This window comes from Streptomyces misionensis, from assembly GCF_900104815.1.
Classification (GTDB): Bacteria; Actinomycetota; Actinomycetes; order Streptomycetales; family Streptomycetaceae; genus Streptomyces; species Streptomyces misionensis.
The window spans coordinates 2,417,063-2,443,461 of the sequence record NZ_FNTD01000004.1 but is presented as its reverse complement, the minus strand read 5'-3'; the positions used below and the strand labels follow the sequence as shown (position 1 = coordinate 2,443,461).

23 protein-coding genes and 1 riboswitch are annotated in these 26,399 nt (G+C 70.0%); of the genes, 16 read left to right on the top strand and 7 right to left on the bottom strand.

What is annotated here, in order from left to right:
• Positions 1-122: 122 nt before the first annotated feature.
• A complete protein-coding gene (locus tag BLW85_RS12710) occupies positions 123-3,224 on the top strand; it encodes an efflux RND transporter permease subunit (RefSeq protein WP_070028652.1) in 3,102 nt (1,033 codons plus the stop codon).
• A gap of 91 nt (positions 3,225-3,315) precedes the next feature.
• Here BLW85_RS12710 and nadA read toward each other — a convergent pair whose 3' ends face one another.
• Complete coding sequence (nadA, locus tag BLW85_RS12705; RefSeq protein ID WP_070028651.1) at positions 3,316-4,500, bottom strand: quinolinate synthase NadA; 1,185 nt, start codon at positions 4,498-4,500, stop codon at positions 3,316-3,318.
• 286 nt (positions 4,501-4,786) lie between these two features.
• Between nadA and BLW85_RS12700 the strand changes: the two genes are divergently transcribed.
• Positions 4,787-5,143 carry an iron-sulfur cluster assembly accessory protein gene (locus BLW85_RS12700; protein ID WP_070028650.1) on the top strand — a complete coding sequence of 119 codons (357 nt, stop codon included), beginning with the start codon at positions 4,787-4,789 and terminating at the stop codon, positions 5,141-5,143.
• A gap of 68 nt (positions 5,144-5,211) precedes the next feature.
• Here the strand turns inward: BLW85_RS12700 and BLW85_RS12695 are convergent, their stop codons facing one another.
• Positions 5,212-6,615 (bottom strand): hypothetical protein, encoded by a 1,404-nt coding sequence (locus tag BLW85_RS12695; RefSeq protein ID WP_074992093.1) that lies wholly within the window; start codon positions 6,613-6,615, stop codon positions 5,212-5,214.
• Between the two features lie 112 nt (positions 6,616-6,727).
• A complete protein-coding gene (locus tag BLW85_RS12690) occupies positions 6,728-6,949 on the bottom strand; it encodes a hypothetical protein (protein WP_074992092.1) in 222 nt (73 codons plus the stop codon).
• A 140-nt stretch (positions 6,950-7,089) separates the two neighbouring features.
• Between BLW85_RS12690 and BLW85_RS12685 the strand changes: the two genes are divergently transcribed.
• Positions 7,090-8,064: a carbohydrate kinase family protein gene (locus tag BLW85_RS12685; protein WP_074992091.1), complete on the top strand. Its 975-nt coding sequence runs from the start codon at positions 7,090-7,092 to the stop codon at positions 8,062-8,064.
• Positions 8,065-8,118: 54 nt separating this feature from the next.
• On the opposite strand, the gene BLW85_RS12680 is transcribed toward BLW85_RS12685, so the two are convergent.
• Complete coding sequence (locus tag BLW85_RS12680; protein ID WP_074992090.1) at positions 8,119-9,495, bottom strand: cysteine desulfurase/sulfurtransferase TusA family protein; 1,377 nt, start codon at positions 9,493-9,495, stop codon at positions 8,119-8,121.
• 319 nt (positions 9,496-9,814) lie between these two features.
• On the opposite strand from BLW85_RS12680, the gene ctaC reads away from it, so the two are divergent.
• The 4 genes from ctaC (at position 9,815) to BLW85_RS12660 (ending at position 14,352) form a co-directional block, all read left to right on the top strand.
• Positions 9,815-10,774, top strand: a complete 960-nt coding sequence (gene ctaC / locus BLW85_RS12675; RefSeq protein WP_070028645.1) for an aa3-type cytochrome oxidase subunit II — start codon at positions 9,815-9,817, stop codon at positions 10,772-10,774.
• Positions 10,771-12,507, top strand: coding sequence for an aa3-type cytochrome oxidase subunit I (gene ctaD / locus BLW85_RS12670; RefSeq protein WP_070028644.1), 1,737 nt, complete (start codon positions 10,771-10,773; stop codon positions 12,505-12,507). The genes ctaC and ctaD overlap by 4 nt, the downstream gene beginning before the upstream one ends.
• Positions 12,504-12,902: a cytochrome c oxidase subunit 4 gene (locus BLW85_RS12665; protein ID WP_046421283.1), complete on the top strand. Its 399-nt coding sequence runs from the start codon at positions 12,504-12,506 to the stop codon at positions 12,900-12,902. The genes ctaD and BLW85_RS12665 overlap by 4 nt, the downstream gene beginning before the upstream one ends.
• Positions 12,903-13,092: 190 nt before the next feature.
• A complete protein-coding gene (locus BLW85_RS12660; RefSeq protein WP_070028643.1) occupies positions 13,093-14,352 on the top strand; it encodes a L,D-transpeptidase in 1,260 nt (419 codons plus the stop codon).
• Between the two features lie 80 nt (positions 14,353-14,432).
• Here the strand turns inward: BLW85_RS12660 and BLW85_RS12655 are convergent, their stop codons facing one another.
• A complete protein-coding gene (locus tag BLW85_RS12655) occupies positions 14,433-14,834 on the bottom strand; it encodes a response regulator (protein ID WP_074992089.1) in 402 nt (133 codons plus the stop codon).
• A gap of 163 nt (positions 14,835-14,997) precedes the next feature.
• On the opposite strand from BLW85_RS12655, the gene ctaE reads away from it, so the two are divergent.
• The 6 genes from ctaE to BLW85_RS12625 all read left to right on the top strand — a co-directional run bounded on the left by ctaE (position 14,998) and on the right by BLW85_RS12625 (position 22,062).
• A complete protein-coding gene (gene ctaE, locus BLW85_RS12650; protein WP_070028641.1) occupies positions 14,998-15,618 on the top strand; it encodes an aa3-type cytochrome oxidase subunit III in 621 nt (206 codons plus the stop codon).
• 63 nt (positions 15,619-15,681) lie between these two features.
• Positions 15,682-16,494: a cytochrome bc1 complex diheme cytochrome c subunit gene (gene qcrC / locus BLW85_RS12645; protein ID WP_070028640.1), complete on the top strand. Its 813-nt coding sequence runs from the start codon at positions 15,682-15,684 to the stop codon at positions 16,492-16,494.
• A complete protein-coding gene (qcrA, locus tag BLW85_RS12640; RefSeq protein WP_070028639.1) occupies positions 16,491-17,549 on the top strand; it encodes a cytochrome bc1 complex Rieske iron-sulfur subunit in 1,059 nt (352 codons plus the stop codon). The genes qcrC and qcrA overlap by 4 nt, the downstream gene beginning before the upstream one ends.
• Entirely contained in the window at positions 17,546-19,183 is a 1,638-nt protein-coding gene (gene qcrB / locus BLW85_RS12635; RefSeq protein WP_074992088.1) for a cytochrome bc1 complex cytochrome b subunit, read from the top strand. Before qcrA ends, qcrB begins: the two co-directional genes overlap by 4 nt.
• 117 nt (positions 19,184-19,300) lie before the next feature.
• Positions 19,301-20,365, top strand: a complete 1,065-nt coding sequence (gene trpD, locus BLW85_RS12630; RefSeq protein WP_070028719.1) for an anthranilate phosphoribosyltransferase — start codon at positions 19,301-19,303, stop codon at positions 20,363-20,365.
• Positions 20,366-20,439: 74 nt separating this feature from the next.
• Positions 20,440-20,556, top strand: a riboswitch (SAM riboswitch).
• Between the two features lie 144 nt (positions 20,557-20,700).
• The gene (locus BLW85_RS12625; protein WP_070028637.1) at positions 20,701-22,062 is read left to right on the top strand and encodes an aminotransferase class V-fold PLP-dependent enzyme; all 1,362 of its coding nucleotides are present in this window, start codon (positions 20,701-20,703) and stop codon (positions 22,060-22,062) included.
• Between the two features lie 27 nt (positions 22,063-22,089).
• Here BLW85_RS12625 and BLW85_RS12620 read toward each other — a convergent pair whose 3' ends face one another.
• Positions 22,090-22,371, bottom strand: a complete 282-nt coding sequence (locus BLW85_RS12620) for an Lrp/AsnC family transcriptional regulator (protein WP_070028636.1) — start codon at positions 22,369-22,371, stop codon at positions 22,090-22,092.
• Positions 22,368-23,153, bottom strand: a complete 786-nt coding sequence (locus tag BLW85_RS12615) for a rhomboid family intramembrane serine protease (protein WP_070028635.1) — start codon at positions 23,151-23,153, stop codon at positions 22,368-22,370. The genes BLW85_RS12620 and BLW85_RS12615 overlap by 4 nt, the downstream gene beginning before the upstream one ends.
• Before the next feature lie 152 nt (positions 23,154-23,305).
• Here BLW85_RS12615 and BLW85_RS12610 point away from each other — a divergent pair, with 152 nt between their 5' ends.
• The 3 genes from BLW85_RS12610 to BLW85_RS12600 all read left to right on the top strand — a co-directional run bounded on the left by BLW85_RS12610 (position 23,306) and on the right by BLW85_RS12600 (position 26,186).
• On the top strand, positions 23,306-23,545 hold the full coding sequence (locus BLW85_RS12610; protein ID WP_070028634.1) for a hypothetical protein: 240 nt from the start codon (positions 23,306-23,308) through the stop codon (positions 23,543-23,545).
• Positions 23,546-23,595: 50 nt separating this feature from the next.
• A complete protein-coding gene (locus tag BLW85_RS12605) occupies positions 23,596-24,939 on the top strand; it encodes an NYN domain-containing protein (RefSeq protein ID WP_070028633.1) in 1,344 nt (447 codons plus the stop codon).
• A gap of 212 nt (positions 24,940-25,151) precedes the next feature.
• The gene (locus BLW85_RS12600; RefSeq protein WP_070028632.1) at positions 25,152-26,186 is read left to right on the top strand and encodes a C40 family peptidase; all 1,035 of its coding nucleotides are present in this window, start codon (positions 25,152-25,154) and stop codon (positions 26,184-26,186) included.
• Positions 26,187-26,399: the final 213 nt, after the last annotated feature.

Below are 26,399 nucleotides of genomic sequence, written 5' to 3'. Positions count from 1 at the left end.
TCCGGCCGTCCCGGATGGACCAGGGTGGTGACGTGGACGCTCCTGTACGTCCCGTCGCCGCTTCCTGTGCGTCCTTTGTGAACGGAAGCGCCCTGCCGCTCACAGAAGAGAGACCCCGACCCATGTCCTGGCTGTCCAGATTCAGCCTCGCCCAACGGGCCCTCATCGGGCTCGTGTCGATCGTCGCCCTGGTCTTCGGGCTGATCGCGATACCCCAGATCAAGCAGCAGCTGCTGCCCACCATCGACCTGCCCATGGTCTCGGTGATCGCGCCGTACCAGGGCGCCGCGCCCGACGCGGTCGAGAAGCAGGTGGTCGAGCCGATCGAGAACAGCCTCCAGGGCGTCGACGGCGTCACCTCGGTCACCTCCACCGCGGGCGAGGGCAACGCCGTGATCATGGCGTCCTTCGACTACGGCAACGACACCAAGCAGATCGTCGGCGATGTGCAGCAGGCCGTGAACCGGGCCCGCAACCAGCTGCCGTCCGAGGTCGACCCGCAGGTGATCTCCGGTTCCACCGACGACATGCCGACCGTGGTGCTCGCCGCCACCTCCGACAAGGATCAGCAGGCCCTCGCCGACCAGCTCGACAAGACGGTCGTACCGGCCCTGAAGGACATCGACGGCGTCGGCCGCGTCCAGGTCACCGGCGTCCGCGACCTCCAGGTCACCGTCACCCCCGACGAGGGCAAGCTGGCGAGGAACGGCCTGACCACCGCCGCCCTCGCCCAGGCCCTCCAGGCGGGCGGCGTCGGCGTCCCGGCCGGCTCCTTCGACGAGGACGGCGCCAACCGCAGCGTCCAGGTCGGCGCCGGCTTCACGACGCTGGAGCAGATCAGGGACCTCGGCCTCACCGGCGAGGGCGCCCGCAAGCCCGTACGCCTCGGTGACGTGGCCACCGTCAAGGAGCAGCCGGCCCCGGCCGACTCCCTCACCCGCACCGACGGCCGGCCGAGCCTCGCCGTCAACGTGACCATGGACCACGACGGCAGCGCGGTCACCATCTCCAACGCGGTCAAGGACAAGCTGCCCGACCTGCGCGAACAGCTCGGCTCCGGCGCCCGGCTGACGGTCGTCAGCGATCAGGGCCCGGCCGTCTCCAAGTCCATCAAGGGCCTGACCACCGAGGGCGCGCTCGGCCTGCTCTTCGCGGTGCTGGTCATCCTGCTCTTCCTCGGGTCGCTGCGTTCCACGCTGGTCACCGCCGTCTCCATCCCGCTGTCCGTGGTGCTCACGCTGATCGTGCTGTGGGTCGACGGACTGTCCCTGAACATGCTCACGCTGGGCGCGCTGACCATCGCCATCGGCCGGGTCGTGGACGACTCGATCGTGGTCCTGGAGAACATCAAGCGGCACCTCGGCTACGGCGAGGAGCGCCGGGCGGCGATCGTCGAGGCGGTGCGCGAGGTGGCCGGCGCGGTCACCTCCTCCACCCTCACCACGGTCGCGGTGTTCCTGCCGATCGGCCTGGTCGGCGGCATGGTGGGCGCCCTGTTCGGCTCGTTCAGCATCACGGTGACGGCGGCCCTGCTGGCCTCGCTGCTGGTCTCGCTGACGGTGGTGCCCGTCCTGTCGTACTGGTTCCTGCGCGCCCCCAAGGGCACCCCCGAGGACGCGGCGGAGGCCCGCCGCCGGGCCGAGGAGAAGGAGGCGGGCAGCCGCCTCCAGCGCGCCTACGTCCCCGTGCTCCGGTTCGCCACCCGCCGCCGCCTCACCAGCGTGCTGATCGCGATCGTCGTCCTGGTCGTCACCTTCGGCATGTCCGGCCTGCTCAAGACGAACTTCTTCGACCAGGGCGAGCAGGAGGTCCTCACGATCAAGCAGGAGCTGAAGCCCGGCACCAGCCTGGCGGCGACCGACGCGCAGGCGAAGAAGGTCGAGAAGCTGCTCGCCGCCACCGACGGCGTCAAGGACTACCAGGTCACCGTGGGCTCCTCCGGCTTCATGGCGGCCTTCGGCGGCGGCACCGACACCAACCAGGCGTCCTACCAGGTGATGCTGGAGGACTCGAAGTCCTCCGACGCGGTGCAGCGCCACCTGGAGGACGGGCTTCGCAAGCTCAAGGGCATCGGCACGACCCAGGTGTCCGCCGGCGGCGGCTTCGGCAGCCAGAACCTCAGCGTCGTGGTGAAGGCCGCCGACCCGGTGGCGCTGCGCACGGCCGCCGAGCAGGTCCGCTCCGCCGTGGCCGGCCTGGACGGCGTCACCGACGTCACCAGCGACCTCGCCACCAGCGTGCCCCGGATCTCGGTGACCGCCGGGGCCAAGGCGGCGGCGGCCGGTTTCGACAACCAGAAACTGGGCGCCGCGGTGGCCCAGGCGGTGCGCGGTACGACGGCCGCGAAGGCGACGCTGGACGACACCGAGCGCGACGTCGTCATCAGGTCCGCCGAGCCGGCCACCACCCTGGCCCAGCTGCGGAACCTGCGCCTCGGCCCGGTGAAGCTCGGCGACATCGCCACGGTGAAGCTGGTGGACGGCCCGGTCTCGCTGACCCGCATCGACGGCCGGCGCGCCGCCACGATCACGGCCAAGCCGACCGGTGACAACACGGGCGCGGTCAGCACCGCGCTCCAGTCGAAGATCAAGGCCCTGAAGCTTCCCGCGGGCGCCACGGCGCAGATCGGCGGTGTCACCTCCGACCAGAACGACGCGTTCAAGAACCTCGGCCTGGCCATGCTGGCGGCCATCGCGATCGTCTTCATGCTGCTGGTCGCGACCTTCCGCTCGCTGGCCCAGCCGCTGATCCTGCTGGTCTCCATCCCGTTCGCGGCCACCGGCGCCATCGGTCTGCTGATCCTGACCGGCACCCCGATGGGCGTCCCCGCGATGATCGGCATGCTGATGCTCATCGGCATCGTGGTCACCAACGCGATCGTCCTGATCGACCTGATCAACCAGTACCGGTCCCAGGGGTACGGCGTCGTCGAAGCCGTGGTCGAGGGCGGCCGGCACCGGCTCCGGCCCATCCTGATGACCGCTCTGGCCACGATCTTCGCCCTGCTGCCGATGGCCCTGGGCGTCACCGGCGAGGGCGGCTTCATCGCCCAGCCGCTGGCGGTCGTGGTGATCGGCGGTCTGATCACGTCCACCCTGCTGACCCTGCTGCTGGTCCCGACGCTCTACGCGATGCTGGAACTCCGCAAGGAGCGCCGGGCCGGGAAGAAGGCGGCCAAGGAGCAGCGGACGGCCGCGGCCGAGCCGGACCTGGCCCAGGTCTGAGCACCAGTCGGGCACGGACCCGCGACGGCGCGACGCCCCGCACCCGGTGAGGAACCGGGTGCGGGGCGTCGTCGTACGGGGATGCCGGTGGCTACGGAAGCGCCAGCATCCGCTCCAGCGCCAGCTTGGCGAACGCCTCGGTCTCCTTGTCGACCTGGATGTGGTTGACCAGGTTGCCCTCCGCGAGGGACTCCAGGGTCCACACCAGGTGGGGGAGGTCGATGCGGTTCATGGTGGAGCAGAAGCAGACCGTGCGGTCGAGGAAGACGATCTCCTTGCCCTCCGGAGCGAAACGGTTCGCCAGACGGCGGACCAGGTTCAGCTCCGTGCCGATGGCCCACTTGGAGCCGGCCGGGGCGGCCTCCAGGGCCTTGATGATGTATTCGGTCGAGCCGACGTAGTCCGCCGCGGCGACGACCTCGTGCTTGCACTCCGGGTGGACCAGGACGTTCACACCGGGGATGCGGGCGCGCACGTCGTTCACCGAGTCGAGGCTGAAGCGGCCGTGCACCGAGCAGTGGCCGCGCCACAGGATCATCTTCGCGGCGCGCAGCTCCTCCGCGGTCAGCCCGCCGTCGGGCTTGTGCGGGTTGTAGACCACGCAGTCGTCCAGGGACATCCCCATGTCACGGACGGCGGTGTTGCGGCCGAGGTGCTGGTCCGGCAGGAAGAGCACCTTCTCGCCCTGCTCGAACGCCCAGTCCAGCGCGCGCTTGGCGTTGGAGGAGGTGCAGATCGTGCCGCCGTGCTTGCCGGTGAAGGCCTTGATGTCGGCGGAGGAGTTCATGTACGAGACGGGGACCACCTGCTCGGCGATCCCGGCCTCGGTCAGCACGTCCCAGCACTCCGCGACCTGCTCCGCCGTCGCCATGTCGGCCATGGAGCAGCCGGCCGCGAGGTCCGGCAGGACGACCTTCTGGTCGTCGGAGGTGAGGATGTCCGCCGACTCGGCCATGAAGTGCACACCGCAGAAGACGATGTACTCGGCCTCCGGGCGCGCGGCCGCGTCCCGGGCGAGCTTGAAGGAGTCGCCCGTGACGTCGGCGAACTGGATCACCTCGTCGCGCTGGTAGTGGTGACCGAGCACGAACACCTTGTCGCCGAGCTTCTCCTTGGCGGCACGGGCGCGCTCCACCAGGGCGGGGTCGGACGGCGAGGGCAGATCGCCGGGACACTCGACACCCCGCTCGCTCTTCGGGTCGGCCTCACGGCCGAGCAGCAGCAGGGCGAGCGGAGTCGGCTGCACGTCGAGCTCCGGGGTCTGGGCGGTGGTCACGGCACGCACCCTTTCTACTTTTCGTCTATCTGACGTTATCTATCATAACCGCTTCACGTCAGTTTGACGATGGTCATCGCGTCCATGTGACGTGAATCCCTGAGGGGCGTCCCGGAGGTGTCCCGGATCCCTCGTCGGGCCGCTGTCCGCGCGGGCGGGCATGTGCGAGCATGAAGAGTCAGAAGGCAAAATCGCGACCACGTGACGCCCGGCCCGGAATGAATCCTCGGAAGCGCCGGTTGCACTCGTCGGCAAGCAGTCTCCGTACAACCCGGGAGAGATGTAGATGTCCGTATCGGACGAGACCAAAACCGTCAGCGACGGCATCATCCTGACCGACGCCGCCGCGGCCAAGGTCAAGGCCCTGCTCGACCAGGAAGGCCGTGACGACCTCGCGCTGCGTGTCGCCGTCCAGCCCGGCGGCTGCTCCGGTCTGCGGTACCAGCTGTTCTTCGACGAGCGCTCGCTCGACGGCGACGTGGAGAAGGACTTCGGCGGGGTCAAGGTCGTCACCGACCGGATGAGCGCCCCGTACCTGGGCGGCGCCACCGTCGACTTCGTGGACACGATCGAGAAGCAGGGCTTCACGATCGACAACCCGAACGCGACCGGCTCCTGCGCCTGCGGCGACTCCTTCAGCTGAGCCGGCCCGACGGCCTGATGCACGAGGCGGCGGCCCCCATGCCGGGGGGCCGCCGCCTTCGTCGTCGGCTAACGGGTCTGCGTCTGCGGCCGCAGCGCGCCCGGCTTCGCGCGGGGGATCGTCCGCCCGTCGGCGCCGACCACCGTCCGGCCGTCCAGCGGCGCCTTGAGCCGTACGGTGCGCACCAGCTCCTTGGCGATCATCGGGCACACCCTGCCCTCCTGCCGGTGCTCGGTGACCGTGACCTCCACCCGGTCGCCGCTCTCCCGGGCCGCCGCCGTGTAGTCGGCGCACACTCCGCCGTAGAAGCCGACGGTGAGGGACCGGTCGTCGGCCGTGTAGCCGTTCACCTTCACCGAGCCGGCGGGCGAGGACGTCGGCCGGCCGGGGTCCACCGCCGGGTACGACACCGTCCCCGAGCCGCGGGTCTCGAACAGCCAGGACGGTACGAGGGTCTGACGGCCGCCGACCGGGTAGGCGGCCAGGCCGAACACCGCCTTCTCCACCGTGACCGGCCCGGCCGTCCCCGGGTCCGCGCCGCACGGCTGCTCCAGCCGCGTCGCGAACCGCCCCGGACCCGCACAGCCGCCGGGGCCCATCCGGTGGTCGCCCTTCGGCGCCGCGTTCATCCGGGCGAGGGTCTTCTCCGCGCTCAGCACGGGGTACGTCGCCCCCTTCACCGGCGTCGCCAGCAGGCCGTGCCCGCCGACCACGTCGCCCCGCACGCCGATCGTCAGCCCGGTGGTCCAGCCGGTGGTGGGCAGCCCGCCCACCACCGGATCGGCGGTCACCACCCGCTGGAGCCCCATGACCTGGCTCGCGTCGGTCCGCGCGCCGTCCAGACCGGCCGCCCTCAGCACCGGCGCCGCCGCCTTCCGGGCCGCCGCCGCGCCGACCGGCGCCCCCGTGGGACCGACCGGGCCGGGGTTGCACCGCGGGCCCTTGCGGCAGTCGTCGGTGCCGGGCGCGTAGCGGCTGAAGGTCCAGTCGCCCGGCGCGTCCCGGTTCACCCGCAGCGTCGGACCCGAGCCGTCCTTGCCGCCGATCCGCCAGAACCGCCCCTCGGCCACGGGCGTCCCGGTCACCCCGAGCGCCTTCGCCAGCCGGACCACCCGGTCCGCGCCGACCTCGGCCCCCGGGCCGTACACCGGCGCGGCGGCGGGGCCGTCCGGCAGAGCGCCGCGCGCCACGTAGTGGGCGCCGTAGGGGTCCGGCTGTTCGTCCAGGGCGAGCGGCGGGGGAGGGGTGGCGTCCCGCCCGGACGCCGCCGGGGCGGCACGGTGGTCCGGGCCGTCGCTCGCCGCCACGTACGCGCCGCCGCCGCCGACCAGCAGCACCGCGGCCGCCACGGACAGGACGACGGCGCGCGGGCCGCGCCGCCCGGTCCGTCCCGCCTCGTCCCGCGCCGCCTGCTCGTGCGCCACCTCGGGGGCGTCTCCGTTCCCGCAGTTCCCGGGCCGCTCCGTGTTCACCGCATCGCTCCTCGCCGTGTCCTGTCCCGTGTCTCCCGCCGGGGGACGGCCATGGGACGAAGCGGGGGAGCGCCGGGTTCCCGGACTGGGCCGTACGGGTGAGCCGGACCGGTCAGTCGCCGTAGTCGGACATGCCGTCCAGCAGTCGCGCGGACCGCTCCGGCACCGCGACCCGGTGGATGCGGGACGGGGACACCGGCCGGGGCTCGGTGCGCTCGGGGGCGGGCCAGCGCGGGGCCATCCGGGCGCAGTCGCCGCGCAGCGTGTCGAGGCCGCCCTCCAGGTCGCCGGGGGCGGGCGGTTCGGTGGTGGCAGGGCCCTTGGGGTTCGTCATGACGGAACCGTAGGCATGTGGGCGCCTGCGAAGAAAGATCTACTATCGGGTAGTTTCGCCAGCTTCAGTGGGCGCGCCCGACCGGGTAGCGTGAACTGTCAACCTGCCCTCCCGTCTCAGTCCGCAGGAGATTCCCCGTCGTGCGCATCGCAGTCACCGGCTCCATCGCCACCGACCACCTCATGACCTTCCCGGGTCGGTTCGCCGACCAGCTCGTCGCGGACCAGCTGCACACGGTTTCGCTCTCCTTCCTCGTCGACAACCTCGACGTGCGCCGCGGCGGCGTCGCCGCGAACATCGCCTTCGGCATGGGCCAGCTCGGCACCCGGCCGATCCTGGCCGGCGCGGCCGGCTTCGACTTCGACGAGTACCGGGCCTGGCTCGACCGGCACGGCGTCGACACCGAGTCCGTCCGGATCTCCGACACCCTGCACACCGCCCGCTTCGTGTGCACCACCGACGCCGACCACAACCAGATCGGCTCCTTCTACACCGGCGCCATGAGCGAGGCCCGGCTGATCGAGCTGAAGACGGTCGCCGACCGGGTGGGCGGCCTCGACCTGGTGCTGATCGGCGCGGACGACCCGGAGGCGATGCTCCGCCACACCGAGGAGTGCCGCTCCCGCTCGATCCCGTTCGCGGCCGACTTCTCCCAGCAGATCGCCCGCATGGAGGGCGAGGAGATCCGGATACTGCTGGACGGCGCGACGTACCTGTTCTCCAACGAGTACGAGAAGGGCCTCATCCAGACCAAGACCGGTCTGACCGACGAGGAGATCCTCGCCAGGGTCGGCCACCGCGTCACCACGCTCGGGTCGCGGGGCGTGCGGATCGAGCGGGTCGGCGAGGACCCGATCGAGGTCGGCTGCCCGGAGGAGGAGCGCAAGGCCGACCCCACCGGCGTCGGCGACGCCTTCCGCGCGGGCTTCCTGTCCGGCCTGGCCTGGGGCGTCTCGCTGGAGCGGGCCGCGCAGGTGGGCTGCATGCTGGCGACCCTGGTCATCGAGACCGTGGGCACGCAGGAGTACCAGCTGCGGCGCGCGCACTTCATGGAGCGGTTCACCAAGGCGTACGGGGACGAGGCGGCCGAGGAGGTCCGGTCCCACCTGCGCTGACGGCCCCGCCGGCCCAGGAGCGCCCGGGCCCGCCGCGCCGGCGGCCCGGACGCCTCAGCCGAGCCGGCGCACCAGGTACGCCGTACCGCCGTCCGCCGGCTCCTCGCCCAGGTACTCCTGGCCCCGCATCTCGCACCACGCCGGAATGTCCAGGCGGGCCGCCTCGTCGTCCGAGAGGACGCGGACGGTGCCGCCCACCGGCACCCCGGGAAACGCCTTCGCCAGTTCGATGACCGGGATGGGGCAGCGCCTGCCGAGGGCGTCCACCACCAGGACGTCCTCCTCGGCGACCACCGCGGCGGAGGGCGCCCCCAGCTTCTCCCGCACCCCCGCCACCACGCCCGGCAGCACGTCAAGGAACCGTTCCACGTCCTGCCCGGCCGTGCCCGGCGGCAGCGACACGCGCACATTGCCCTCGCTGAGCACGCCCATCGCCTTCAGCACATGGCTGGGCGTCAGCGTGCTGCTGGTGCACGAGGAGCCGGAGGACACCGCGAAGCCCTCCCGGTCCAGCTCGTGCAGCAGGGTCTCTCCGTCGACATAGAGACACGAGAAGGTGACGATGCCCGGCAGCCGCCGCCGCGGATCGCCCACCACCTCCACGTCCGGCACCAGCCGCGGCACCCGTGTCCTGATCCGCTCCGTCAGCTCCCGCAGCCGCGACGCCTCCTGGGCCGCCTCGGCCCGCACCGCGCGCAGGGACGCCACGGCCGCCACGACGGCCGGAATGTTCTCGAAGCCCGGTGCCCGCCCCGACTCCCGCTCGTCCGCAGGCCCTTGGGGCGCGAACCGGACCCCCTTGCGCACGACGAGCAGCCCGACCCCCGAGGGCCCGCCCCACTTGTGCGCGCTGGCGGCGAGCAGCGACCAGCCGCCCTCGACCGGCCCCCAGCCCAGCGACTGGGCCGCGTCCACCAGCAGCGGCACCCCGGCCGTCCGGCACACCTCCGCCACCTCGGCCACCGGCTGCACGGTGCCGACCTCGTGGTTGGCCGACTGGAGCACGGCCAGCGCGGTGTCCGCGCGCAGGGCGGCCTCGTAACCCGCGGGGGCCACCGCGCCCGTCCGGTCCACCGGCACCCGTGTCACCTCGCCCCCCTCGGCCTCGAACACCTCCGCCGAATGGAGGACAGAGGAGTGTTCGACCGCTGACACGATCAGGTGGCGTCCGACCCGGCGCCTTCCGGCCAACGCCCCCGCGACGCCCGTATGTACGGCACGGGTCCCCGACGGTGTGAACACCAGCTCGTCCGCCCGGCACCCGACCGCCTCGGCCGCCGCCTCCCGCGCCGCGTCCAGCAGCATCCGCGCCTTGCGCCCCTCCCGGTACAGCCGCGCGGGATCGGCCCACCCGTCGTCCAGGGAGGCCAACAGGGCCTGGCGGGCTACCGGATGGAGAGGTGCGGCCGATGCGGCGTCGAAGTAGGGCACAGGTCAACGGTAGAACCCCCGGCGGCGCGGGACACGGGGGCGGGGCCCTTCCGTCCGAGGTCGCGGGGGGTGGGCGCGACCAGCGAAGAGTCACCCGTGACCGCCCCCAAAACGCCACAACCCGAGCTAATAGGCGCCCGTTCCCACCCCAACCGAGTGACAGGCAACGCGTATGCCCCCCTCCCCGCGAACCCCCGGAGGGCGTCGGCTAGGGTTTGGTCCGCATAAACATCCAAACCCCTGCCCGACGCAGGGCGGCGACCGACCAGCGAGAAGGCCGCAGCCGACCGCGCGGGCGAGACTCTCGGGAAGGCGCTACGTGAGTCCCAACGGCTCCGACCGCTCGCCGCGGCGCCCGATGCGGCGGAAGCTGCTGCAGGCACTGACCGCGGGCCTGGTCCTGGCGACCGCAACCGGTTGCACATACAAGGACTTCCCCCGCCTTGGCATGCCCACCCCGACCACGGAAGAGGCTCCGCGGATCCTCTCCCTGTGGCAGGGTTCCTGGGCTGCCGCGCTCGCCGTCGGCGTGCTGGTGTGGGGCCTGATCCTGTGGAGCGCCATGTTCCACCGGCGCAGCCGCACCAAGGTCGAGGTACCTCCGCAGACCCGGTACAACATGCCGATCGAGGCCCTGTACACGGTGGTCCCGATCATCATCATCTCGGTGCTGTTCTACTTCACGGCCCGGGACGAGACGAAGCTCATGAGCCTCGACAAGAAGCCCGACGTCACGGTCAACGTGGTCGGCTTCCAGTGGAGCTGGGGCTTCAACTACATCGAGAACGTCCCCGGAGTCTCCGGCGACGCCAAGACGGACACCAACCTGTCCGCGATTCCGGACCGGTTCAAGGCCGCCTTCCCGGCGAACGCCGGCGGCGTCTACGACGTCGGCACCCCGGGTACGCGCAACCCGCAGACCGGTAACCCTGGTCCGACGCTCTGGCTCCCCAAGGGCAAGACGGTCCGCTTCGTTCTGACCTCGCGTGACGTCATCCACTCCTTCTGGGTGGTGCCGTTCCTGATGAAGCAGGACGTCATCCCGGGCCACACCAACGCCTTCCAGGTGACCCCCAACAAGGAGGGCACCTTCCTCGGCAAGTGCGCCGAGCTCTGCGGCGTCGACCACTCGCGGATGCTGTTCAACGTGAAGGTCGTCTCCCCGGCGGCGTACGAGCAGCACCTCAAGGACCTCGCCAAGAAGGGGCAGACCGGTTACATTCCCGCCGGCATCGCGCAGACGAGCCACGAGAAGAACCGGGAGACGAACAACCTGTGAGCATCCTCAACGAACCCCAGGGTGCCGCGGCCGCTGAAGGCTCGTACGTGGACGAGCTGCCGGTTCGGCGTAAGCAGCCCGGCAATGCCGTGGTGAAGTGGCTGACGACCACCGACCACAAGACGATCGGGACGATGTACCTCGTCACGTCGTTCGCGTTCTTCCTGATCGGCGGCGTGATGGCGCTGCTCATGCGCGCCGAGCTGGCCCGTCCGGGCCTGCAGATCATGTCGAACGAGCAGTTCAACCAGGCGTTCACGATGCACGGCACGATCATGCTGCTGATGTTCGCGACGCCGCTGTTCGCGGGCTTCGCGAACTGGATCATGCCGCTGCAGATCGGCGCGCCGGACGTCGCGTTCCCGCGGCTGAACATGTTCGCCTACTGGCTGTACCTGTTCGGCTCGCTCATCGCGGTGGGTGGCTTCCTCACCCCCGAGGGCGCGGCCGACTTCGGCTGGTTCGCCTACTCCCCGCTGTCGGACGCGGTCCGCTCGCCGGGCGCCGGCGCCGACATGTGGATCATGGGTCTGGCCATGTCCGGCTTCGGCACCATCCTCGGCTCGGTCAACTTCATCACCACGATCATCTGCATGCGCGCTCCGGGCATGACGATGTTCCGCATGCCGATCTTCGTGTGGAACGTGCTGCTGACCGGTGTGCTCGTCCTGCTGGCCTTCCCGGTGCTGGCCGCCGCGCTGTTCGCCCTGGAGGCGGACCGCAAATTCGGTGCGCATGTGTTCGACGCGGCCAATGGCGGCGCATTGCTCTGGCAACACCTCTTCTGGTTCTTCGGCCACCCAGAGGTGTACATCATCGCCCTGCCGTTCTTCGGCATCATCTCGGAGATCATTCCGGTCTTCTCCCGCAAGCCGATGTTCGGTTACATGGGCCTGATCGCCGCGACCATCGCGATCGCCGGTCTGTCCGTGACGGTGTGGGCGCACCACATGTACGTCACCGGCGGTGTGCTGCTGCCGTTCTTCTCCTTCATGACCTTCCTGATCGCGGTACCGACCGGTGTGAAGTTCTTCAACTGGATCGGCACCATGTGGAAGGGCTCACTGTCCTTCGAGACGCCGATGCTCTGGGCGACCGGCTTCCTGATCACCTTCACGTTCGGTGGTCTGACCGGTGTCATCCTGGCCTCGCCGCCCATGGACTTCCACATCTCCGACTCGTACTTCGTGGTGGCCCACTTCCACTACGTGGTCTTCGGTACGGTCGTCTTCGCCATGTTCGCCGGCTTCCACTTCTGGTGGCCGAAGTTCACCGGCAAGATGCTGGACGAGCGCCTCGGCAAGATCACCTTCTGGACGCTGTTCATCGGCTTCCACACCACCTTCCTGGTGCAGCACTGGCTGGGTGCCGAGGGCATGCCGCGTCGTTACGCCGACTACCTGGCGGCCGACGGCTTCACCGCGCTGAACACGGTGTCCACCATCGGTTCGTTCGTTCTCGGCCTCTCCTTCCTGCCGTTCCTCTACAACGTCTGGAAGACCGCCAAGTACGGCAAGAAGGTCGAGGTGGACGACCCGTGGGGCTACGGCCGCTCCCTGGAGTGGGCGACCTCCTGCCCGCCGCCGCGGCACAACTTCACCACCCTGCCGCGGATCCGCAGCGAATCCCCGGCGTTCGACCTGCACCACCCCGAGATCGCCGCGCTCGAGCAGCTTGAGCACGCCGGTCACGCGACCGCCGTCGCGGGCAGCAGCAAGGAGGCCGGCAAGTGAAGATCCAGGGCCGGATGTTCATCTGGCTGAGCTTCTTCATCCTGATCATGGCCGTCGTGTACGGCGTGTGGTCGAAGGAGCCGGCCGGTACCACGGCGCTCTTCCTGGCCTTCGGCCTGTCGATCATGATCGGCTTCTACCTGGGCTTCACCGCCCGCCGGGTGGACGCCGGTGCGCAGGACGACAAGGAGGCCGACGTCGCGGACGACGCGGGCGAGCTGGGCTTCTTCAGCCCGCACAGCTGGCAGCCGCTCATGCTGGGCTTCGGCGGTGCGATCGCCTTCCTCAGCATCGCGGTCGGCTGGTGGCTGATCTACTTCTCCGCGCCGTTCATCGTGATCGGTCTGTTCGGCTGGGTGTTCGAGTACTACCACGGTGAGAACCGCACCCAGTAAGCAGGACGAAAAGCACCACCGGGAGCCCGGACCCTCCGTCAGGAGAGTCCGGGCTCCCGGCTTTCCGCGTTCCGGTGTTTTTCAGGGTGTTTTCGCGATCCGCGCGGCGAGACGGTCGTCTGCCGGTGTGTCGTCCCTCGTATGGGTTACGTGCCGCGCCAGTAATGGGTTCATCTCATAGCGTGATCGTATGAATTACTCTCCGCGGACCCGTACCGTCGTCAGCTGCGCTGTGCTGGTGACCGCCCTGGGCGCGGGCACCAGCGCCTGCGGTTCGGACGGCGACCCCCTGTCGGCCAAGCCGTATGACGCGGCGGGCCTGATCTCCTTCAACGCCCCCACCGACGTGGGCAAGCGGGCCGACCCCGACAAGCCCCTTGAGGTCACGGTCAAGGACGAGGGGCGCATCACCGACGTCACCGCCCAGGACTCCACAGGCCGCTACGTGGCGGGCGAACTCACCGCCGACGGCAGCCGCTGGCACAGCACCTCCCCGCTGGCCGCGAGCGCCCATTACACGGTCACCGTGAGCACCGAGGACGACGAGGGGGCACCCGGCCGCAAGGTCCTCGCCTTCGATACCACCAAGCCCACCGACCAGAAGCGGCTGGGCGTCACCTTCGGGCCCGACGCGGGCGAGTACGGCGTCGGACAGGTCATCACCGCCCAACTCAGCCAGGCGGTCGACGACAAGGCCCAGCGGGCCGTCGTGGAGCGCGGCCTGCGGGTGGACTCCGTGCCCGCCGTGACCGGCTCCTGGTACTGGGTGAGCGGCAAGGAACTCCACTACCGCCCCAAGGACTACTGGCCGGCCCACGCGACGATCCAGGTGCACAGCAACCTGGACGGCGTCAAGATCAGCGACCGGCTGCGGGGCGACAGGACGAAGGCGCTCAAGCTCACCACGGGCGACCGCGTCGAGGCCGTCACGGACGCCGCGGCGCACGAGATGACGGTGTACAAGGACGGCGCCGTGATCAATTCCATTCCGGTCACCACCGGCAAGCCGGGCTACGAGACCCGCAACGGCGTCAAGGTGGTCCTGGAGAAGCAGTACTTCGTACGCATGCGCGGGATCACCGTCGGCATCGCCGAGGGCAGCCGGGACTCGTACGACCTGCCGGTCTACTACGCCACCCGGGTGACCTGGTCCGGCGAATACGTGCACGCGGCGCCCTGGTCGGTGGGCTCGCAGGGCTACGCCAACGTCAGCCACGGCTGCACCGGGATGAGCACGGCCAACGCCCGCTGGTTCTTCGAGACCGTCCACGAGGGCGACGTGGTGAAGGTCGTCAACTCCAACGGCCAGGCGATGGAACCCTTCGGCAACGGGTTCGGCGACTGGAACGTCGACTGGAAGAAGTGGCGTACGGGCTCCGCCCTCAACGGCCTGCCCAACGGCGGCCAGACCGCGCCGGACACGGTCCGCCTCCAGCCGGCAGCCGTGTGAGCAGCGCCCTGGAGGGGCGCGGGGAACCCTGCGACGGGCCGCCCGCCGGCGGCCGCCCCAGAACCCCGCGCCCCGGGCCGCTAGGCGCTCGCCAGGCTCCTGCGGCGCAGCACGGCGGCCAGCGAGGCGGCGAACTCCACCGGGTCCACCGGCAGCGTCACCGCGGCGTCGGCCCGGCTCCACGTGGCCAGCCAGGCGTCCTGGGGGCGGCCGATGAGCAGCAGCACGGGCGGGCAGCGGAACACCTCGTCCTTGATCTGCCGGCACATCCCCATGCCCCCCATGGGCACGGCCTCGCCGTCGAGCACGCACACGTCGATGCCCCCACGGTCCAGCTCCCGCAGCACCGCCGCGGGTGTCGCGCACTCCACGAACTCCACCTGGGGCACGTCCGGGGCGGGCCGGCGCCCTGCGGCCAGCCGTACCTGCTCACGGGTGTTGGAGTCGTCGCTGTAGACCAGCACGGTGGCGGTCGGCTGCATTGTTCCTCCGGATCGTCGGCGTCGTACGGACTGGACGGACAGGACGGACGGGGCCGTTTGGGCGGATGTTACTCCCATGAACACCACGTCAACACCGGTTCGCAGGGCTGCAACACTCCGAACGGCACCCCCCGGAGTGAGGGCGAGATAAGCGACCGACATAATGTCGGTCGTGGCGACAGCAACGACAGTAGAAACCGGGCACGCGCACCCGTCGGTCAACCGGCCGAACCTCACCAGCGTCGGAACCATCATCTGGCTGAGTTCCGAGCTGATGTTCTTCGCGGCCCTCTTCGCGATGTACTTCACCCTCCGGTCGGTGACCGGACCGGCTCACTGGAAGCACATGGCCTCAGCGCTCAATGTGCCTTTCTCCGCGACGAACACCACGATCCTGGTGCTCTCGTCCCTCACCTGCCAGCTCGGCGTCTTCGCTGCCGAGCGCGGCGACGTGAAGAAGCTCCGTGGCTGGTTCATCCTCACCTTCATCATGGGTGCGATCTTCATCGGCGGTCAGATCTACGAGTACACGAGCCTGGTGAAGGAAGAGGGCCTCTCGCTCTCCTCCGACCCGTACGGCTCGGTGTTCTACCTGACCACCGGCTTCCACGGCCTGCACGTGACGGGCGGTCTCATCGCCTTCCTGCTGGTCCTCGGCCGCACCTACATGGCCAAGAGGTTCACCCACGAGCAGGCGACCGCCGCCATCGTCGTGTCCTACTACTGGCACTTCGTCGATGTCGTCTGGATCGGCCTCTTCGCCACGATCTATTTGATCAAGTAGCCGGGACCGCTCCCGCTAAGTCCAGAAGCACCGACGCAGAAGATCCTGACACCGGGGTAATCCGTGAAAAAGCTCTCCGCACGACGACGCCATCCGCTGGCGGCGGTCGTCGTCCTACTCCTCGCGCTGGCGGCCACTGGGGGGCTGTACGCCGCGTTCGCGCCCGCGGGCAAGGCGCAGGCCGATGAAACCTCCCAGTCCCTGACCATCAAGGAGGGTAGGAAGCTCTACGAGGTCGGCTGCGCCAGCTGCCACGGCACCGGTGGGCAGGGCTCCTCCGACGGGCCGAGCCTGGTCGGCGTGGGCTCCGCGGCCGTCGACTTCCAGGTCGGCACCGGCCGTATGCCGGCCGCGACCTCGCAGGGCGCCCAGGTCCCGCGCAAGAAGCCTGTGTACACGCAGACTCAGATCGACCAGCTCGCCGCGTACATCGCGTCGCTGGGCGCCGGTCCGGTCGTGCCGACCAAGCAGCAGTACGGTCCGGCCGGCGCGGACATCGCCAAGGGTGGCGAGCTGTTCCGCACCAACTGCGCGCAGTGCCACAACTTCACCGGCAAGGGCGGTGCCCTGACCAAGGGCAAGTTCGCGCCCACGCTGGAGGGCGTCGACCCGAAGCACATCTACGAGGCCATGCAGACGGGCCCGCAGAACATGCCGTCCTTCCCGGACACGACGCTGTCCTCGAAGAACAAGAAGGACATCATCGCGTACCTGCACGCGGTCGACAGCAGCGAGACGACGAACCCGGGCGGTCTGGAGCTGGGCGGCCTCGGGCCGGTCAGTGAGGGCCTGTTCGCCTGGATCTTCGGTCTCGGCGCGCTGATCGCCGTCGCCGTCTGGGTCGCCGCTCGGACCGCAAAGGCCAAGAAGTCATGAGTAGCCAAGACATTCCTGAAGAGAACCTGCCCGCAGAGCAGGACCACGCGCACGGCGCGGTAGGGGTCGCGGACGAGGAGAACCCGTTCGCCGACCCGGGGCTGCCGCCCCACGAGCACCGGATCCAGGACATCGACGAGCGGGCCGCCAAGCGGTCCGAGCGTGTCGTCGCCCTGCTGTTCACGGTGTCGATGCTGGCCACCGTCGGCTTCATCGTCTCGTACGTGACCATCCCGCACGACAAGAACATCTTCGTCTTCCCGATCGGGCACATCAGCGCGCTGAACTTCGCGCTGGGCCTGACCCTGGGCGTGGCGCTGTTCTGCATCGGCGCGGGCGCGGTCCACTGGGCCCGCACCCTGATGTCCGACGTCGAGGTCGCCGACGAGCGTCACCCGATCGAGGCCGCTCCCGAGGTCCGGGCCAAGGTCCACGCGGACTTCCGCCAGGGCGCCAAGGAGTCGGCGCTCGGCCGCCGCAAGCTGATCCGCAACACGATGTTCGGCGCGCTGGCCCTGGTGCCGCTCTCCGGTGTCATGCTGCTGCGCGACCTCGGTCCGCTGCCCGGCACGTCCCTTCGCCACACCCTGTGGGCCAAGGGCAAGCGTCTGGTCAACATGAACACCAACCAGCCGCTGCGTCCCGAGGACGTCGCCGTCGGCTCCCTGACCTTCGCCAAGCCGGACGGCCTGGAGGAGACGGACGAGGAGTTCCAGACGGAGCTGGCCAAGGCGGCTCTGATGATCGTCCGGCTCCAGCCGGACAACATCAAGGACAAGCGCGAGCTGAACTGGTCGCACGACGGCATCGTCGCGTTCTCCAAGATCTGCACCCACGTCGGCTGCCCGATCTCGCTGTACGAGCAGCAGACGCACCACGTGCTGTGCCCGTGCCACCAGTCCACCTTCGACCTCTCCGACGGTGCCCGAGTGATCTTCGGTCCCGCCGGCCACGCCCTGCCGCAGCTGCGCATCGGTGTGGACAGTGAGGGTTACCTCCAGGCGCTCGGCGACTTCGAGGAGCCCGTCGGTCCTGCATTCTGGGAGCGCGGATGAGTACTGCAGCGAACGAGACCGCCCGCTCTCGCGGGAAGGCTCCGGCCGGCGAGCGCATCGCCGACTGGGCCGACGGCCGGCTCGGGATCTACTCCCTGGCCAAGGCCAACATGCGCAAGATCTTCCCCGACCACTGGTCGTTCATGTTGGGCGAAGTGTGCATGTACAGCTTCATCATCATCATCCTGACGGGTGTCTATCTGACGCTGTTCTTCCACCCGTCGATGAACGAGGTCGTCTACCACGGCAGCTATGTCCCGCTCCAGGGGCAGATGATGTCGGAGGCCTTCAACTCGACCCTGCACATCTCCTTCGACGTGCGCGGTGGTCTGCTCATCCGGCAGATCCACCACTGGGCCGCGCTGATCTTCCTCGCCGGCATGTTCGTGCACATGATGCGCGTGTTCTTCACCGGCGCGTTCCGCAAGCCGCGTGAGATCAACTGGCTGTTCGGCTTCCTGCTGTTCGTCCTCGGCATGTTCACCGGCTTCACCGGTTACTCGCTCCCCGACGACCTGCTCTCCGGCACCGGTGTCCGCTTCATGGAGGGCGCGATCCTGTCCGTGCCGATCATCGGCACGTACCTGTCGTACTTCCTCTTCGGCGGGCAGTTCCCCGGCCACGACTTCGTCGCCCGGTTCTACTCGATCCACATCCTGCTGCTGCCGGGCATCATGCTCGGCCTGATGGTGGCGCACCTGATCCTGGTCTTCTACCACAAGCACACGCAGTTCGCGGGTCCGGGCAAGTCGAACAACAACGTCGTCGGCATGCCGCTGCTGCCGGTCTACATGGCCAAGGCCGGAGGCTTCTTCTTCCTGGTCTTCGGTGTCATCGCGGCCATCGCCGCGGTCGCGCAGATCAACCCGATCTGGGCCATCGGCCCCTACCGGGTGGACCAGGTCTCCACCGGCGCCCAGCCCGACTGGTACATGGGCTTCGCCGAGGGTCTGATCCGCTTCATGCCGGGCTGGGAGATCAACTTCTGGGGCCACACGCTCGTCCTGGGCGTGTTCATCCCGCTGGTGCTCTTCCCGCTGGTCCTGGCGGCCATCGCGGTCTACCCGTTCATCGAGTCCTGGGTCACCGGCGACAAGCGCGAGCACCACATCCTGGACCGCCCGCGCAACGCCCCGACCCGTACCGCGTTCGGTGTCGCCTGGGTGACGATCTACATGGTCACCCTGGTCGGCGGTGGCAACGACCTGTGGGCCACCCACTTCCACCTGTCGATCAACGCCGTGACCTGGTTCGTCCGGATCTTCTTCTTCGTCGGCCCGGTCATCGCGTTCCTGGTCACCAAGCGGATCTGCCTCGGCCTCCAGCGCCGCGACCGCGACAAGGTGCTGCACGGTCGCGAGACCGGCATCATCAAGCGGCTGCCGCACGGTGAGTTCATCGAGGTGCACGAGCCGCTCAGCCAGGAGCAGCTGCACACGCTCACCGCGCACGACCAGTACCAGCCGGCCGAGATCGGCCCGACGGTCGACGAGAACGGTGTCGAGCGCAAGGTGAAGGCCTCGGAGCGACTCCGGGTCAAGCTGTCCAACGCCTACTACGGCGAGGACAACCAGATCCCGAAGCCGTCCGTCGAGGAGTACAGGGAGATCACGAGCGGCCACGGCCACCACTGATCCCGCGTCGCCACGCCACCGAAGGGCCCCGTCCGCACCGCGGACGGGGCCCTTCCCCGTGTCCCGGCTCGATAGGGTGGGGTACGTAGGACCACCACTGTGTACGAGGAGCGGCTGATGATCGCTGTGACCCCCGCTGGAGGCGACACCGCGGCGGGCCGCTCCTGGCCCGCCCTGCTGAACGGCCTGCTGACCGGCCAGGACCTGTCCGCCGACGACACGGCCTGGGCGATGGACCTGATCATGCGCGGCGAGGCGACCGACGCCCAGATCGCCGGGTTCATGGTCGCGCTGCGCGCCAAGGGCGAGACGGTGGAGGAGATCTCCGGCCTGGTGCGCACCATGTACGAGCACGCCAACGTGATCGAGGTGCCGGGGCCCGCCGTCGACATCGTCGGCACCGGCGGCGACGGCGCCAAGACCGTCAACATCTCCACCATGTCCTCGATCGTCGTCGCGGGCACCGGCGCCAAGGTCGTCAAGCACGGCAACCGCGCCGCCTCCTCCGCCTCCGGCTCCTCCGACGTGCTGGAGAAGCTGGGCATCAACCTCCAGCTGACCCCGAAGCGGGTGGCCGAGGTCGCCGAGGAGGCCGGCATCACCATCTGCTTCGCGGTGAAGTTCCACCCCTCGCTGCGTCATGTGGCCGCCGCGCGCGGGCAGTTGGGCATCCGCACCACCTTCAACGTGCTCGGCCCGCTGACCAACCCGGCCAAGGTGCGCGCGCAGGCGGTGGGCGTCGCCGATCCGCGCATGGCGCCCGTGGTGGCCGGCGTCTTCGCCGAACGGGGCAACTCCGCGCTGGTCTTCCGGGGCGACGACGGCCTGGACGAGCTGACGGTCACCGACACCTCCCGGGTGTGGGTGGTGCGGGACGGCAAGGTCACCGAGGAGGTCTTCGACCCCCGGGACGTCGGCATCGACCTCGTCCCGGTGGACGCCCTGCGCGGCGCGGACGCCTCCTACAACGCGGAGGTGGCCCGCCGGGTGCTCGACGGCGAGCGGGGCGCGGTGCGCGACGCGGTGCTGCTGAACTCGGCGGCGGCCCTGGTCGCCCTGGAGCCGTCCGACGCCTCGCTCACCGAGCAGCTGCGCGCCCAGATGGCCCGGGCGGCCGAGTCCATCGACTCGGGCGCGGCCAAGCGGACGCTGGAGCGCTGGGTGGCGGCCAGCAACGCCTGAGACGCGGGGGTGATCGTCCCGCGATCCGGACACGGGTTGCGGGGCGATCACCCCTTCGCGTAATTTCCGTGGCAGGTCATGAGTGACAGTCATGAGGCCCCGGCCGACTGTCCGGCAACCCTCCGTCCGTGGCGGGGTGCCCCGGGTGAGGACCAGGTCGTAGGCAGCGAGGTCTACGGCAAGCGCGGACCCCTCGAACCCAGGGGTCCTGGTCGTACGAGGGAGCCTTCCGTGAGCAAGCGAATGCGCTAGGGCCGCAGAGCCCCGCCTCCGCGTACCCCTTTCACCTTTTTCCCGTACGTCCCTTCGGCGTACGTCCTCACGGGAGTCACCCCATGTCTCACTCCAGCGTTGTCGCCGACCCGTCGATTTGCTCCCCGCTGCCCGTTCTGGGACGAGATGTCACCGTCCCGCTCGTCACGGGCGGCGAAGTCACCTACGCGGCCCTCGACTACGCGGCCAGCGCCCCCGCCCTCCAGCGCGTCTGGGACGACGTCGCCGCCTACGCGCCCTACTACGGCAGCGTCCACCGGGGCGCCGGCTACCTCTCCCAGCTCTCCACCGACCTGTTCGAGAACGCCCGCCGCACGGTCGCCGGCTTCCTCGGCTGCCGGGCCGACGACCAGGTGGTCTTCACCCGCTCGACCACCGACTCGCTGAACCTGCTGGCCCGGGCGCTCCCGGCCGACTGCCGCGTCTTCGTCTTCGAGACCGAGCACCACGCCTCCCTGCTCCCCTGGCAGGACTCCCGGGTCACCTACCTCGACGCACCGCGCACCCCGCAGCAGGCGGTGCGGACCCTGGAGCGGGCCCTGGCCGACCGCGACCCGTACGGCCCGGCCCTGGTCTGCGTCACCGGCGCCTCCAACGTCACCGGCGAGCTGTGGCCGGTGCGCGAGCTGGCCGCCGCCGCGCACGCACACGGCGCCCGGATCGTCCTGGACGCCGCCCAGCTGGCCCCGCACCACCCCGTGGACATCGCCGACCTGGACGTCGACTGGGTCGCCCTGTCCGGGCACAAGCTGTACGCCCCCTTCGGCGCGGGCGTGCTGGCCGGCCGCGCCGACTGGCTGCGGGCCGCCGAGCCGTACCTCGCGGGCGGCGGCGCCAGCCGCAGGGTCACCCGGCGCGCCGACGGGGGAGTGGACGTGGAGTGGCACGAGAGTGCCGCCCGGCACGAGGCGGGCTCCCCGAACGTCATCGGCGCCTACGCCGTCGCCTCGGCCTGCAAGGCGCTCACCGAGGCCGGCTGGGCGGACCTGGTCGCGCGCGAGCAGCGGCTGATCGACCGGGTCCGCACGGGCCTCGCCGGGATTCCGCAGGTCAGGGTGTTGTCCCTGTTCGGGGACGACGCCCCGCGGGTCGGCGTGATCTCCTTCGTGGTGGAGGGCTGGAACAGCTCCCACTTCGCGGCGGCCCTGTCCGCCGAGTACGGCATCGGCGTCCGCGACGGCCTCTTCTGCGCCCACCCGCTGGTGCGCACCCTGCTCGGCACCGATCCGCAGACCCAGGGCGAGTGCGGCGCCCCCGAGGCCGCCCCCGGCGAGAAGTCCCTCAACGCCATCCGCGTGAGCTTCGGCGCGGGCACCCCCGACGAGCACGTCGAGCGCTTCCTGACGGCGGTGCGGGAGCTGGTGACCGAGGGTGCCAAGTGGACGTACCGCACCGAGGACGGCCGCTGCGTCCCCGCCGTGTGAGGACCGGGCGGGGCGGCTTTCAGGCGGTCAGGAGTCCAGCCCGATCGCGAAGGCCGCCTCCAGGTCGTGCTGGGAGTACGTACGGAACGCCACGTGGGTGTCGGTCCCCTCGACACCGGGGATCTTGCTGATCCGGCCGGGGATCACCTCGGCCAGGTCGTCGTGGCGCCGCACCCGCACCATGGCGATCAGGTCGTACGTGCCGGTCACGGAGAACACCTCGCTCACCGACTCCAGCGCGGCGATCTGCTCGGCGATCTCGGGGATCCGGTCCACGCTGGTCTTGATGAGGACGATCGCGGTGATCACGGCTGGTTCTCTCCCTCGGGTGCCGGAGCGGGTGCGGTTTTCACTCTAGCCCGCCCGTCTCCCGCCGCCGCCCTCCCGAGACCGCCCTCGCGGTCCCGCCGACCCCCGTACCGCACCCACGCGTAACCGAATCCCACGCCGAACCCCACCAGGTGCGCCAGGTACGCCACCCCCGGCCCCTGCACCGACCGTCCCGCCGCCACCCACTGCAACGCCACCCAGAACGGCAGTACGACCCACGCCGGGAACCGCAGCGGCAGGAAGAACAGGAACGGCAGGAGACTGGTGACACGGGCGCGCGGGAACAGGAAGAGAAACGCACCGAGCACCGCCGAGATCGCCCCCGACGCGCCCACCAGCGACTGCTCGGAGGTGGCGTTGGCCGCCGCGTACCCCAGCAGCGCCAGGTAGCCGCAGCCGACGTAGAAGAGGGTGAACTCCACGCGGCCCATCCGCTCCTCGGTCAGCACGCCGAAGACGAGGAGGAAGAGCATGTTGCCCAGCAGATGCACCCAGTTGCCGTGCAGGAACAGGGCGGTGACCGGGGAGAGCGCGTGTGCCGCGGGGGCGGCGAACAGCTCCGCCGGGACCACCCCCCAGTGGCGGAAGTACACCCGCTCCGTGTCGAGCAGCGCATACCCGGAGCCGTATCCGGGGACGATCCCGGACGCCGGGCCCAGTACGAAGATCAGGCAGCACAGGGCGATGAGGCCGTACGTCGTCGGCGCGGCCCTGAGCGCCCTGAAGGTCCTGCCGGCCGCCGTGCTCCACTCGCTGATCATGAATACAGAGCATGACGTAACGGACGCAAGCTGACATACCGCCTCGCCGCCGTGAACGGACGGGCGGCGAGCACCCGCCAGGCCGTAGGGTTACGAGCCACACGCGTCGGCCGCCGGCGCGGTCCGACCCGAGAAGGAAGCGAACAGGCACGATGACGGTTCCCCTGCCGACCGCCACGACGCGATGGCGCTGCACCCTCTGCGGAAACCTCACCCGCTTCGACGTCACCCGCTCGTCCAAGGTCGTGGAGTACGTCCACCTCGACCTGGCCGGCGAGCCGACGGTGGAGGAGCGCCAGGTGGTCAGTGAGACCATCGAGTCGGTGCGCTGCCGCTGGTGCAACGCGGTGGACCAGGTGGAACTCGTGGACAGGCCGGGCACCGGCTCCTGACGGAGCGGGCCCGCCAGGGGATGTCGGCAATCGGTAGTGGGGTGTGACGGATGGTGGAGAGCGCAGGCGGGGGGCCGGGCGACGGCACCGCTGAGGTGCTTGACCGTCCGCTGCCCGACGGGGTGCGCCGCAGGGTCGTGGGGATCGTCTCGGACGGCTTCGGCCAGTTGACGGTGACCGAACTGCCCGCCCAGTTGCGGCAGTACGCCCGGTTCGCCCCGAACCGCCGGGTGAAGTTCGCCGGGAACGCGATGGCGGCGGCGCTGGAGACCGACACGCTGTTCAGACAGCGGATCGGCGAGAAGTTCCGCGAGGCCCAGCCGGAGCTGGCCGGCGCCCTCGACTCCGGCTCGGCGCCCCCGGCCGCCGATCCGCTGGACGTGGCGGCGGCGGCCTATGTGCTGCGCCCGGCGGGCTGGGTGAAGCTGATCACCGCGGCCGGCGAGGAGGCCCAGCGCGCCGACGCCGAGCGGGCCGGCGAGGAGAGCCGGGCCGAGCTGGAGCGGTTGCGCGTCGAACTGGACCACGCCCGCGAGCACACCCGGTCCGAGACCGAACGGCTGCGCGCGGAGCTGGAGTCGGCGAAGCGGGACGCGGAGTCGCTGCACCGCAAGCTGCGCGCCGCGCTGAGCGACGTGCGCCGCGGCGAGGCCGCGCTGCGCAAGGCGCAGGCCGAGATGGACGCCGTCCGTGCCGAGGCGCAGCTCCAGGTGTCGGCCGCGGAGAGCGAGTCCCGGCGGCTCAAGGCGCGCCTCGGCGAGGCGGAGGCGGCCCTGGAGGCCACCCGCAAGGCCGCCCGCGAGGGCCGCAGCGTGGAGGACATGCGGGTACGGCTGCTGCTGGACACCCTGCTGGAGGCCACCCAGGGCCTGCGGCGGGAGCTGGCGCTGCCGCCGGTGTCCGTGCGCCCGGCCGAGACGGTCGACGCGGTGGAGCCGGGCCGCATGACCCCGAAGGACATCGCGGCGCGCGCCCTGTCCGAGCACGACCCCGCGATCCTCGACCAGTTGCTCGCGCTGCCGCAGGCGCATCTGGTGGTCGACGGCTACAACGTCACCAAGACCGGCTATCCGCAGATGCCGCTGGAGAAGCAGCGGCTGCGGCTGCTCGGGCAGTTGTCCGCGCTCGCCGCGCAGACCGGCGCCGAGGTGACCTGCGTCTTCGACGGTGCCGAACTGGCCGCGCCGGTACTGCTCGCGCCGCCGCGCGGGGTGCGGGTGCTGTTCTCCAAGCCGGGCGTCACCGCGGACGAGCTGATCCGCCAGCTGGTGCGCGCGGAACCGCCGGGTCGTCCGGTCATCGTGGCGTCCACCGACCGCGAGGTGGCCGACGGGGTGGCGCGGGCGGGTGCCCGGCCGGTGGCGTCTGCGATGCTTCTGAAGCGACTGTCCTGAAAGGCCCGACGAGCGTACGCAATGCCCGAATTGGGCGCACCGTGACGCGACATAGGGTCAATCGCGCATCACTGCTCGTGTGTTGTGTGCAAAAAATACATTGCGTCACGGCATTTTTTGTCGTGAGGATTTGAATGATCACAACTGTGTCACTAGGGTCTGGGCTCGAACCTCCGAACGGGTGAACACTCACAAGAAGGAGTTCGTCCTCCGTGGCGTCCCACCGTCGACCCAAACAGCAGAGCCGCGCACGCGTGACCGTGCTGACCACCGCAGCCGCCGCTGCCGTCGTGCTCAGCGCCAACGCCGCGAACGCCGCGCCGAGTCCGAAGCTCAGCAAGGACCAGGTCAAGTCCAAGGTCGACAAGCTGTACGAGGAGGCCGAGCAGGCCACCGAGAAGTACAACGGCGCCAAGGAGAAGCAGCAGAAGCTGCAGAAGGAGATATCCACGATCCAGGACAACGTCGCGCGGGGTCAGGAAGACCTCAACAAGCTGCGCGACGGCCTGGGTTCGCTGGCGACCGCGCAGTACCGCGACGGCGGTATCGACCCCTCGGTCCAGCTCTTCCTCTCCTCCAACCCGGACGACTACCTCGACAAGGCGTCCACCCTCGACCAGCTGAGCGGCCAGCAGGTCGACGCGCTGCGCAAGATCCAGGACAAGCAGCGCGAACTCGCCCAGGAGCGTTCCGAGGCCACCGAGAAGCTCAAGGACCTCTCGGCCACCCGGACCGAACTGGGCAACAAGAAGAAGGAAGTCCAGGCCAAGCTGGCCGAGGCCCAGAAGATCCTCAACAGCCTCACCGCCAAGGAGAAGGCGGACCTGGCCGCACAGCAGCAGCGCGCCGACCGCTCCTCCAGCCAGCGCGTGAACCTCGGCGACGCCCCGCCCGCCTCCGGCCGGGCCGCGGCCGCCTTCGCCGCCGCCCAGGGCCAGATCGGCAAGCCGTACGTCTACGGCGCCACCGGCCCCTCCTCCTTCGACTGCTCGGGTCTGACCTCCTACGCCTACGCGCAGGCCGGCGTCTCCATCCCGCGCACCTCCGAGGAGCAGGCCACCATCGGTACCCGGATCTACAACCAGAGCGACCTCAAGGTCGGCGACCTGGTGTTCTTCTACGGCGACATCCACCACGTCGGCCTGTACGCGGGCAACGGCCAGGTGCTGCACGCCCCGCACACCGGTGCCGTGGTGCGCTACGAGGCGATGTCCGACATGCCGTTCCAGTTCGGCGTGCGGGTCTGAGACCCGCCGCAAACCTCACGAGGGCGCCCGAACGGGCGAACCCGTGGGACGAGGGTTGACTCCACGCCCCGCCGGTGACCTGCGTCAGCGGCGGGGCGTCACTCTTTGTCGCCGTCGAGGTCTTTGGCCGCGACCCTTCCGCACGGCTACTGTCTGCCGCGTTTCCCCGGCGCCCGGGCCTCCCCGTCCCCGGCGCCGGGGGACGTCCTTTGT

Bases quoted from the DNA above. Each gene is read 5' to 3' on its own strand.
- BLW85_RS12710 (WP_070028652.1), top strand. From the start codon at position 123: ATGTCCTGGCTGTCCAGATTCAGCCTCGCCCAACGGGCCCTCATCGGG.
- BLW85_RS12700 (WP_070028650.1), top strand. From the start codon at position 4,787: ATGTCCGTATCGGACGAGACCAAAACCGTCAGCGACGGCATCATCCTG.
- BLW85_RS12690 (WP_074992092.1), bottom strand. From the start codon at position 6,949: ATGACGAACCCCAAGGGCCCTGCCACCACCGAACCGCCCGCCCCCGGC.
- BLW85_RS12660 (WP_070028643.1), top strand. From the start codon at position 13,093: ATGAATTACTCTCCGCGGACCCGTACCGTCGTCAGCTGCGCTGTGCTG.
- BLW85_RS12655 (WP_074992089.1), bottom strand. From the start codon at position 14,834: ATGCAGCCGACCGCCACCGTGCTGGTCTACAGCGACGACTCCAACACC.
- ctaE (WP_070028641.1), top strand. From the start codon at position 14,998: ATGTCGGTCGTGGCGACAGCAACGACAGTAGAAACCGGGCACGCGCAC.
- qcrA (WP_070028639.1), top strand. From the start codon at position 16,491: ATGAGTAGCCAAGACATTCCTGAAGAGAACCTGCCCGCAGAGCAGGAC.
- qcrB (WP_074992088.1), top strand. From the start codon at position 17,546: ATGAGTACTGCAGCGAACGAGACCGCCCGCTCTCGCGGGAAGGCTCCG.
- trpD (WP_070028719.1), top strand. From the start codon at position 19,301: ATGATCGCTGTGACCCCCGCTGGAGGCGACACCGCGGCGGGCCGCTCC.
- BLW85_RS12625 (WP_070028637.1), top strand. From the start codon at position 20,701: ATGTCTCACTCCAGCGTTGTCGCCGACCCGTCGATTTGCTCCCCGCTG.
- BLW85_RS12615 (WP_070028635.1), bottom strand. From the start codon at position 23,153: ATGATCAGCGAGTGGAGCACGGCGGCCGGCAGGACCTTCAGGGCGCTC.
- BLW85_RS12610 (WP_070028634.1), top strand. From the start codon at position 23,306: ATGACGGTTCCCCTGCCGACCGCCACGACGCGATGGCGCTGCACCCTC.
- BLW85_RS12605 (WP_070028633.1), top strand. From the start codon at position 23,596: ATGGTGGAGAGCGCAGGCGGGGGGCCGGGCGACGGCACCGCTGAGGTG.